This is a genomic window from Streptomyces sp. NPDC033229 (assembly GCF_055576875.1).
This window is the reverse complement of sequence record NZ_JBVIQR010000095.1, coordinates 1-9,730: the sequence shown is the minus strand read 5'-3', so window position 1 is coordinate 9,730 and position 9,730 is coordinate 1. Positions and strand designations below refer to the sequence as shown.

The window sequence follows — 9,730 nt, the reverse complement described above, 5'->3', positions numbered from 1 at the left end:
TGGCGGCTCCTCAGAAAACCCCGCTGCAGCACCACCCGCGCATCACCAGCACCGTCCAGGCCATCCTCACCCTCCACCTCAACACCACAACCTAAGGATGGAAAAGGCTCAATGCTGTCAATGGGCTCCGACACCACGAAGAACGGCCATGATGGTGCGAATGAGGATCCATGAATCCATCGCAAGGGAGCGGCGGCGCACGTAGTGAACATCGAGAGCGAGCGATGTGCGCCAAGGCAGAGCTGAGCGTCCGCAGACTTGCCACAGTCCGGTCATGCCCGGGATCACTGTGAGGCGTTCGAAATGATGAGGCTCCCAGAAGATGATCTCCTCTGGTAATGCGGGCCTTGGCCCCACTAGCGCCATCTCGCCGCGCACGACGTTGAGAAGTTGAGGCAGTTCATCCAATGACGTGCGCCGTAACCAACGGCCGATGGTGGTAACGCGAGGATCATTACGGATCTTGAACAGTGGTGCCATACCTGCACCGTGCTGGCTCTTCAATTCAGCAAGTCTCTCCTCAGAACCCACGTGCATGGTGCGCAGCTTCCACATGGTGAAGGGGCGGCCTGCAAGGCCTAGCCGAACCTGTCGGAAGAAGACAGGACCGGGAGACGTGAGGCGTAGGGCTAGGGCAGCGACGACCAGTAAGGGACAGGTGATGGTCAGTAGCGCTACCGCCGCGACTTGGTCCAGCCATAGCGGCCTGGATCTTCGACTTCCCACCGGCGGAGTCGGGAAACTGCGGGTAGGGATAGGCGTCAATGTTGGATTCATGGCTCATTTTCAGGACTGTATTGAGGCTTTGGCTTGCGGAGCGCTTTACTGGTGAGCAGTTGGGTAAGGGAGGGCTACTTGCCCGGCGCTTGCGGTTTACGGCGTCCGCCGAGCGTCTTCAGGGGTGTGACGAGCTGCGTAGTCAGCCATTCGGTCGCTGCGCAGAGCTTTAAACAGTCGGGTGCCTTCTGAGGAATCGAGGTAAACAACGCTCTGTCCGCTTTCATGTCCGGTACCGGCTGCCGGGTAAGTCCAAAAGCGCAAGCTGCTCTGTGCCATGCGCATTGCGGTTGAGCGCAGCACGCCGGAGTCCGCCTGAGAGTCCACATTGACGGCGTCGGCGGTAGCAGCCAGAAACCGGTCGAGTTTTAGTGGGTTGAATGCTGCACTTGTGGAAGAAAGGCGAGTTGAAAGAGCCGCCAGAAAAGCTTGCTGGCGATGAATTCGATCAAAGTCACCGCCGATGAGTCCGTAACGGTTTCGAACGAATTTCAGAGCTTTTTCGCCGTCCAGGTGCTGGCGCCCAGGAGTCCAGTAGACATGGTTGGCAGGGTCGTAGCCGCGATGAGTAATCGTGACTTCTACACCGCCTAAGGCGTCAGTCATCCTGATGAATCCGTTGAAGTCGATGACCATGACGTGATCGATACGGGCATGCGTCAGCTGCTCCATAGTCCGGACGAGGAGACGAGTGCCCCCCCAAGAAAAGGCCGCATTTGCTTTGGCCCGGCCTTTGCCGGGGACGGACACCCAGGCATCGCGCGGGATCGAAACGGTATCAATAACGTCATGGTCGCGTCCCATATGTGCGATCATAATGGCATCCGCACGTTGCGCCCCGAATCTCCAAGATGGGCCCTTTGCTTGTCTCCCTGTTGTAGGACTTTCCGTGCGTCGGTCTGAACCCACGAGCAGCCAGTTCTGTATTCCCTGTGCGTTCGGTTTTGGTCGATCAGCATTGCTGGGCAGTGCGTCGGGAATCCTGCGGATATTCCCTTCGTGAGTGTGGGCCCTCCATAATCCCCAGCCGGCCGCTGCCATAGTGGGCAGTGTGATCACGACTACTAGCAGTAAGAAGACCCGGCGTGCCCTTCTTCTTCGAGGTCGGACTCGAATTTCTGTGCGCTCATTACTCATTGTCCGCCTCGGGTTATTCTCGCTAACACCGATCCCGCCTCGGTCGTCCCCGCTGCTGTAAATATAAACATTCGATTCAGGGGCCATTCCCGGAAGTGCGCTGTTTGTCCTCAATGAGGGGTGGTGGAACCTCTATTGAATCGTTATGCAGGGAGATCGCTGGGCGGGCCTGGCTGTTTGTGATCTCCTCTCTCCCTCTTGGTCGGGACTGACCGGGAAATGGGTGAGATCTCTGTTGCTCACGTAGTTGACCAGTGCCTTGATCTGTTGGAGTGGTGGGCCTGGTCAATTCAGCCAGCACTGTCAGGTGCACAGCGTCCCATGCTCCGGCTTCATTCCATTCCTTTAGCCGGCGCCAACAAGTTATTCCGGAGCCGAAATCCAGTTCTTTCGGTAGCCACTCCCACTGGATCCCGGTGTAAAGGACGAACAGCACGCCTTGTAGGCAGTTCCGGTCGCTTATCCGTGACCGCCCTGGAGTCCGTCGACCCTTTGGCTGCTGCTCGGGCAGCAGTGGCTCGATAAGCGACCACAGTTCATCTGAGATCAGCCATGGTGGTTTCTTGCCCACACCCGCTAACTCCTTTATTGCGGTCTCGGCATCCGGGCTAATTGTGTGGCTCGGATGAATCTGTGCTGACTGCGGCGGCGATGGCAGCGAGCTCAGAATGAGTGAACTCCATATGATTCAGGGCGGCGCATACCTCGTCCAATTGTGAAGGGCATGCATCGACTAGTGCTGAGGTGACACGGCTGTCATGTAATACCCAGCTCAAAGCGAGCTGTGTAATGGTTTGTCCTCGTGCGGCGGCAATACCCTCTAGTGTGATAATGGCTGCAGCATCCTCCTCGGTTACCCAGCGCGCTGTGTTGCCGCACGGTACTGCGCACCCCGGAGAGTGAGGACCGAATACGCCATGCGCTAATGAGGAATCTGCAATGAATCCCATGTGGTGAAGGTCTAGAACATCCAGTAAACCTTCCTTGGCCCACTGGTTGATAAGGGAATATGGGGCCTGGCAGGCGATTGCGGGAGTTCCCAGTTGGTGCAGAATAGATGTAGCCCGGCTTACTGATGCTGGAGCGTAGCCCGACAGGCCGATGTAGAGGGTCTTTCCCTGGTGCACCGCGGAAGCGAGCGCACCCATTGTCTCTTCCAGAGGAGTGGTGGGGTCATAGCGATGGGCGTAGAGCACGTCCAGGTGGTCCAGGCCAGTCCGTCGTAGGGTCTCTTCGAGTGAGGAGAGGATGTGCTTGCGGGAACCGAATCCCGCCAGTGGACCGTGCCCAGTGCCGAATCCGACGCGAGTGGAGATCGTCATCTGATCGCGCCAGCGGTGCACATCTGTTAGGCAGTGAGCCAGGACGTCTGGTGCTGTGCCGAAGAGAAGAGCGGGGGAGGGGCTGAGGTCGAAGTGAGTGATCCCCCTGGCGAAGGCACTGGCGATCAATTTTCGCTGCTCTTCCTGGCCGTGACGCCTACCGCATGGCAAGCTGAGTGACAAAGCAGACAGGTGTAGTCCGCTTGTTCCCGTACGGCGGTATGGCATGTAGTTCGGGCCGGCCCCCTGTGGCGCGAACGGGGTGTGCGGCGTTCCCGGCTCCATGATGTGTCCGTTCTGGTCACTGGGCGGCGCGTGCAGTGCCTTGTTGCTGAGCCAGTCCCTCAGTCGGGCAGTCTTCTTTGTCCGCTCGACTTTGTCTCTGGCCGCTCGTTGCCATTTTGCTTGGCACCCAAGGTGCTGACATTAGGTGTGCCGTCAGGCGACGGTCGTTGTTTCCCGTGAAACATATAGACCTATGATTTATCGATGACGTCAGGGGCTGTGCGGTCTCTAGGTGAGGAAGCTGGGTTCGCAGCAAGGACCTAGGACTCGGGACGCAGGCTGTGATCACTTCGGAACTCCCTCCGGGCAAAGGCGCAGTTCCGGCAGTTGCGGGTGCGCGGCGAGGTGGTATCCGTGCAGCAGTCTGGGGAGCAGAACCCTGAGGGCATGGGGTTCTGGCCGCATTGAGCCGCCTGGTCACAAACGCTGTTGACGGGGGGCATATCGATCCGCCACAGGATGCCGCGGGTGTTCGAGACATAGACACGGTCGTGGTCGTCGAGAGCCACGTCGTAGGCGGTGCCTAGACCGGAGGCGGCCTTGATTTTTTGGCCTGTAGCCAAGTTAACCTGGTAGAGCGCCTCGCCATCGTAATTGGTGACGTAGGCGTGACCTTGGCTGTCCAGCGCAACGCCGTAGGCATTGCCAAGGCCGTAGGTGACTTCAGTTGTGCCGCCCGTCGTCAGGTCTACCTGGTACAGAGCCCCAGTGTGGCTGGTGATGTAGGCATGGCCCAGACCGTCGAGTTTGATGCCCCATGGAGCCCGCAAGTCACAGGCGACCTCCTCGCGGGACCGAGTGCTCAGTGTGATCCGGTGCAATTTCCCGGTGCATGAAACGACGTACGCATTGGTGTTATCGGCGTCCACGGCAACGCCAGCGGCGTAGTCGAGGCCAACACCAATGGTGGTCTTGTGCCCGGTAGCTAGGTCCACCTTATACAGCACGCCAGCGTGGAAGTTGGTGATGTAGGCGTGACCGTGGCCGTCCAGCGCGATGCCATTGGCCTGGCCCATCTCGGCAACTGCTGTTTTGTGTCTGGTGGCCAGGTCTACCTTGTTCAGCACCCCAGTGTAGAAGTTGGTGATGTAGGCGTGACCGTGGCCGTCCAGCGCGATGCCGCCGGCTGAGGCATTACCGAGCCCGGTGGCGGCCTTGGTGTAGCGCGGGGTGGGTCCGGCGACCGTGCAGGTGGTGCTCAGGCTTTGCGGGTTGCTCTGGTTGGGGAGACGGCCGGGCGCAGTTGGGGTGGGCTCGTCAGGCTCGGCTGGGCTCGGGGGTGCCTGAATGGTCATGGGTCAGTCCTCTTGGGAGGTGAGAGTGATCTAGATCTACGGACGTGGCTGCGGGAGCCAAAGTTTGTTCGGTGGCGGAATGGAGTGAGGCTGGAGAAGCAGCGGCGGGTCGGTTGTCGGCATGGAGCGGGCGATACCGGGTTGCGAGAGGTGGTGAGCTTGCCTCTGGCTGGTGAGGTTGTAGGCCCGGGCGAGGCGGGCGGACTGGTGGGCGCGTGTATGTTCCTTCAGCGCCTGGTTGAGGAGAACTCGGTGGGCGGCGACGTGGGGCCCAGGCTTGGCAAGGCGGAGGGCAGTGGTGGCCAGATCGAGGGGGGTTGCCGCCAGGTCAGGCAGACGCAAGGCCTCAAAGGCGGAGATGGCACGGGCTGCTACGGGCAGTCCGGCGGCCGCGGCTTCCAGCACGGCGAGAGGGCTGCCTTCCCACGCCGCCGTGTGCACATAGACATCGGCTTCTCGGAGCATGCTGGCAATGTCGGCACGTGGAAGCCAGCCGGTGACCTGGACACCAGCCTCGCGGAGGATACGGCGGTAGCGGGCGTCGCCGTCCCCGATCCAGACCCAGTTGGCTGGACTAGGGCTCGAGGTGGCTGTTCTGGCGAAGAAGGCCGGGTCCTTTTGAGAGCAAAGTCGTCCGACGGCGACTGCGGTAGGCGGCGACGTTGCGAGGCTGAGAGAAGCCACGCCAGGAGAAGTGGAAGGCGGGGGAGCTGCGTTGGGGACGTGAATGATGCGTTGCGTTCGGCGCAAACGGGCTGCTAAGTGAGCCTCGCGGGGGCTGCACGCGGCTACGGCGCCGTTGCGCCGGGCGAGGAGATACTCAGCGGCGGCGTACATGGCTCGTGTGATGGCGGAGACGTCGCGGCGCTCGAAGGCGTAACAGTGAGGGGTGTAAACGATGGCACTTGCAGGGATAGCTGGAATGAGACGGACGTAGGCGCCAGCACGAGAGGAATGGGCGTGGACGCGGTCGGGCCGTAGCCGCTTGTAAGCATCGGCGATGGTTCGGAGGCGGGCGCGGTGGCCTTCGGGAAGTGCAAGGACGGCCGCAGGGCTAGCCTCGTCAGGCATGTCGACCGGGCAGGCGGCAGCGACAGATACCAGAAGCCAGTGCTCGAGATCGCTTGTGGCGGCCACATAGTCGCCGAGTGCGGTGGCGACACCTCCGCCGAAGGCTTCGGCTACGTGCAAGATCCGTGGTGTACTGGACGGAGCCAGTGGGGCTGAGCCGTCGGGGACCGGCGAGGCGATGGTTGCGAGGGCAGTCAGGAGACCATCTGAAGGGGGAACGGATGCGGCCAGGAGCGAGCTCGCACTCATCTCAGACAACCGGCGCTTACGCATGCTGGTCGCCTGATAGCACGTGGGCGGCGAATCTGTCCAGGGCCCGGGCTTGAAAGCGCAGTTCGGGCAGGGCGTCGTACACACGGTTCCAGTAGGGGCCCGGGTCGGCTTTGATACTGTCGATCTGGGCTCGTACGACGTACGGGTCGAAAGTGCGGGCGTGGTGAAGCCAAGGCATGAGATTCAGATCAGCGAAGGCTGCCGGCCCCTTGCGTTCGTAACTCAGGTGGATAGCCGGGACCCCTGCGAGCAGGGCAGCCAGGGCACCGTGCAGACGTACTGAGACCACCACAGCCGGGCGGTGGGCCGCCAGGGCTTCCCGCATCCTCATGGCTTGCCACACCCAGAGACCGATACTGGCCATGAAGGCGGCGTCTCGGTTGTTCCTGCCGGCTTGAGACTGCAGAACGGCATTGAGGTGATCTCCTGAAGAAGCCGACACTTGCACCAGAGTGCGCAAGGCATGCACGTAGCCCCCAGCGCGCGGGAGCGCGCGGCAGGCGAGCAGAACCTTTTGGCCGGGACCCGGCACGGCCGCAAGGGGTGCCTCACGGGCGAGACGCAAGACAGCCAGGTCGGGAAACCGCTGGGCGCCGGGAACCAGTAGGAGGCTGCGGTCGTCGCGGACCGTCAGATGAGGGATGTGGCTGAGCCAGCGCAACAGGAGACGCCCTACGGAGCCGTCTAGGGGGCCGATGCTCCCCGGAAGATAGAGGACAGGGGTGCCACGGCGTGCAGCCGCTGCCGCCACGCGCAGTTGTCCACCATGGGCTAGAAGTGTGGCTGCTGCTGCCCGCCGACTGTCCGCCCGTAAGTAGCCGCCACCGACCGCTACCACAGCCTCAGCACTGCCGACGACGGAACGTACCCTGTGAGGCAACCCTGCCAGAAGCCAGGCCCCGCAAGCCGCACGCTGCCATCGACCCGCGTCCGCGGCACTGGCGGTGGCGCCCATGACCTGAGGTACATCGCTGAAGGAAGCCGGGTCCAGGGCTACGAGCCGAATACGGTCGCGGCTGATACCCAAGCGATCGAGCAATGACAGGCTCTCATCCACCAGGAGCCCATCGCCGCTGTTGCCCCGACTATACGCGTGGATCAAGGCGATCACCCCGACCGCCGCCGATGAGCGCCGTCGGCGAGCAGCCTGAGCAAGTCATAGTGGGCCGCTGCGGAAGCATCCCACGTGAATCCCGAAGACCGGGCGATTCCCGCCGCCCGCAACTGATTCGCGAGAGAGCCGTCGGTGAGGACCTCCGCCAGAGCCCTAGCCAGCGTACCGGGAGTGGGGGCAGGCACGGTGAGTGCAGCATCGCCGCAGACCTCTGGCAGAGCCCCGGCTCGTGTGGTCACCACGGGGGTTCCACAAGCCATCGCTTCCAGGACGGGCAGGCCGAAACCCTCGTAGTGAGAGGGGAAGGCGAACACGGCTGCGGCACGCATCAGAGGGGCAACCATGTCATCTTCGACCGGTCCCAGATATCGGGTATGAGGCGATCCGGCCACGGCCTTGAGAATCGGGCCGGATTGCCAGGCGCCGGCACCAGCTACGATCAGGGGCACCCTCAGGCGCGCCAGGGAAGGGATGCCCATGGCTTCGACCAACGTCGTGACGTTCTTCCGGGGATCTAGGTTACCTAGATAAAGCACGAACCTTCTGGGAAGGCGCAGCGATGCCAAAACTTTGGCATCCGCATGGCTTTGAGGGTGAAACCGCCTGGTGTTGACCCCGTGAGGAATCACGTGGATACGCCCGGCTGGGATATCGAAGGAGCGCATCAGGTCGTTAGCTGATGAGACAGAGACCGTCACTACAGCATCGGCAACTCGTGCCAGCCGCCCAGTACGGGTGTGCCAGACCTTTGCGGACAGGGAACCTCTTACTGCACGGTGCAAGGAAGCCGCACCGTGCACTGTGGCCAGCATCGGGGCATGTGATGCCCTTAAAGCCCCGGTATCGGCGGGGAAATGGAGAACATCGGCATCCCGTGTGAAGACTCGGGAAGGGGCGACCAGCCCGTCGGCTACGGCATAAGCCACCGCTCGGGGGAGGCTGGGCAGCTGCCCCAGTCGCGGCCACATGGGCTGGGCTTGCACCCCATAGCTCTCCAGATGTTCGTAGATAGCCCGGACATAGGTGGTGTTCCCGCCAGTGTTACGAACAAAGGGCTTTGAGCTCACCGCCACACGCAGCACGGGAGACACACGGCATGCGGATGCGGGAATGGTGGACGCGGAACCTGATGTCAGGGTGAGAGTAGGCAACGCGGAATCTCCGAGAAGGACTCACAAGCGGGCTGGGGACTATGAACGTGTCGGTGCGACAGACAGGGGTGCTCCTACCGGCCTTTCACCTTTCAGACCAGAGCGATATGGGTGTCCGGATACCTGGCTGACGCTGGCTTGCCCGAAACGTGGTAGGTGGGGTTGCCCCTTGTTCCTGTGAGAGGGGTTACGGGTGCAAGGGGCAACCAGCCCTGGGGGAGTCGCCTATGGATTGGCGATTCTGGTCGGAATAAAGGACTTCGTCCGTCGGTACCAGCGAGGACACCGATAAGTAGGCAACAGGGTCATCTGCAGGAGGTTGCGGACGAAGTGACCCTCCGCCTGGCGGTGTGTTCCAGGAGTGCCTCTCCCTGTCCCAGTAGGCATAGAGCGATCTCGTCGCTTCCAGAGGGCGGGCGGCAGGGGGTAGGGCATACCTGCAGCCCCATATAGTTCCACTATGGAGCCTGTGCAGTGCTTCCGGATCCAGCTGACGCCGAATGAGTCGGGAGCATCCTCGGCCAGACGATAAATCTAGGGGTGCTGGGGTATGCAGTCGGTGTCGATAGCACATGAGCGCGCAAAAAGCACAGCTGCACGTCTGACATCCTTCGTTCAAGTTGCTGTCGGCAACCGATTGAGTCAAAATCTCACTCGGTACAGGGGATGCTCGGTCCGCGCTACGTAGGTATCTCCATTCCCGTCGGCGGTACCGCACCGCATGTCCCAGTCTGGGGGCAACTTCGACCGGCCAGGTACCTCATCACTGCTCCTCATAGTGCGATCCTCTGACGAAAAGTAACGGAGGGACGTCCGCAACCATTGCAGTCATCACAACACAAATGCGAGATAAAACTCCGGTGGACACGAATGCACCCGAAAGCCGCAGCAGCCAGCCGTATAGAGATATTGACATACAATCCGTAAACCGAACGGGGCTTGCGGTGTGGTGAGACTTGCGCCCGGTTCGCGACCGATACTGCCGCGATCTGCCGCTGCGTGCACGAGGCTGTCGACGTCCTGGCTGTCCTCGCACCGGCACCTGAGGAAGCCTTGCGGACTGCAGCGCGGAAGACTTCGTGATCCTGGACGGGGCGCTCCTGCCGGTCGGCCGGATCGCCTGCGGACCGCCCCTACTGCTCCGGGAAGTACACGAAGCCCGGGGATGAACGTGCAGGTCTCCACCGGCCGCTCAGTCGGCTGCTATGGGCCTAGGGCGCGTATTCGGTTGTGATCAAGGGCTGGTCCGGGTGAGGTCCTTGATCCAGATCAATGAAGCGCGCAGGTGGAGGCCGGCGAGGTAGC

The 9,730-nt window shown here is 61.7% G+C and carries 7 protein-coding genes and 1 pseudogene; all 8 read right to left on the bottom strand.

Annotation, left to right across the window (positions count from 1 at the left end):
• Positions 1-117: 117 nt before the first annotated feature.
• On the bottom strand, positions 118-777 hold the full coding sequence (locus tag ACZ53N_RS35180) for a sugar transferase (RefSeq protein ID WP_469144823.1): 660 nt from the start codon (positions 775-777) through the stop codon (positions 118-120).
• Positions 778-873: 96 nt separating this feature from the next.
• Positions 874-1,818, bottom strand: a complete 945-nt coding sequence (locus ACZ53N_RS35175; protein ID WP_469144822.1) for an LCP family protein — start codon at positions 1,816-1,818, stop codon at positions 874-876.
• Positions 1,819-2,209: 391 nt separating this feature from the next.
• Positions 2,210-2,485: pseudogene (locus ACZ53N_RS35170) on the bottom strand (transposase); the annotation flags it as partial.
• Positions 2,486-2,522: 37 nt separating this feature from the next.
• Complete coding sequence (locus ACZ53N_RS35165; protein ID WP_469144826.1) at positions 2,523-3,464, bottom strand: aldo/keto reductase; 942 nt, start codon at positions 3,462-3,464, stop codon at positions 2,523-2,525.
• A 317-nt stretch (positions 3,465-3,781) separates the two neighbouring features.
• Positions 3,782-4,816: a Vgb family protein gene (locus ACZ53N_RS35160; RefSeq protein ID WP_469144821.1), complete on the bottom strand. Its 1,035-nt coding sequence runs from the start codon at positions 4,814-4,816 to the stop codon at positions 3,782-3,784.
• A 36-nt stretch (positions 4,817-4,852) separates the two neighbouring features.
• Complete coding sequence (locus ACZ53N_RS35155; RefSeq protein ID WP_469144825.1) at positions 4,853-6,136, bottom strand: glycosyltransferase family 4 protein; 1,284 nt, start codon at positions 6,134-6,136, stop codon at positions 4,853-4,855.
• A gap of 16 nt (positions 6,137-6,152) precedes the next feature.
• Positions 6,153-7,271, bottom strand: a complete 1,119-nt coding sequence (locus tag ACZ53N_RS35150) for a polysaccharide pyruvyl transferase family protein (RefSeq protein WP_469144820.1) — start codon at positions 7,269-7,271, stop codon at positions 6,153-6,155.
• Entirely contained in the window at positions 7,268-8,242 is a 975-nt protein-coding gene (locus ACZ53N_RS35145; RefSeq protein ID WP_469144824.1) for a glycosyltransferase family 4 protein, read from the bottom strand. The genes ACZ53N_RS35150 and ACZ53N_RS35145 overlap by 4 nt, the downstream gene beginning before the upstream one ends.
• Between the last annotated feature and the right edge of the window lie 1,488 nt (positions 8,243-9,730).

Excerpts from the sequence above, each read along its gene's own strand:
- ACZ53N_RS35160 (WP_469144821.1), bottom strand. The coding sequence starts at position 4,816 with ATGACCATTCAGGCACCCCCGAGCCCAGCCGAGCCTGACGAGCCCACC.
- ACZ53N_RS35175 (WP_469144822.1), bottom strand. The coding sequence starts at position 1,818 with ATGGCAGCGGCCGGCTGGGGATTATGGAGGGCCCACACTCACGAAGGG.
- ACZ53N_RS35165 (WP_469144826.1), bottom strand. The coding sequence starts at position 3,464 with ATGCCATACCGCCGTACGGGAACAAGCGGACTACACCTGTCTGCTTTG.
- ACZ53N_RS35145 (WP_469144824.1), bottom strand. The coding sequence starts at position 8,242 with ATGTGGCCGCGACTGGGGCAGCTGCCCAGCCTCCCCCGAGCGGTGGCT.
- ACZ53N_RS35155 (WP_469144825.1), bottom strand. The coding sequence starts at position 6,136 with ATGAGTGCGAGCTCGCTCCTGGCCGCATCCGTTCCCCCTTCAGATGGT.
- ACZ53N_RS35180 (WP_469144823.1), bottom strand. The coding sequence starts at position 777 with ATGAATCCAACATTGACGCCTATCCCTACCCGCAGTTTCCCGACTCCG.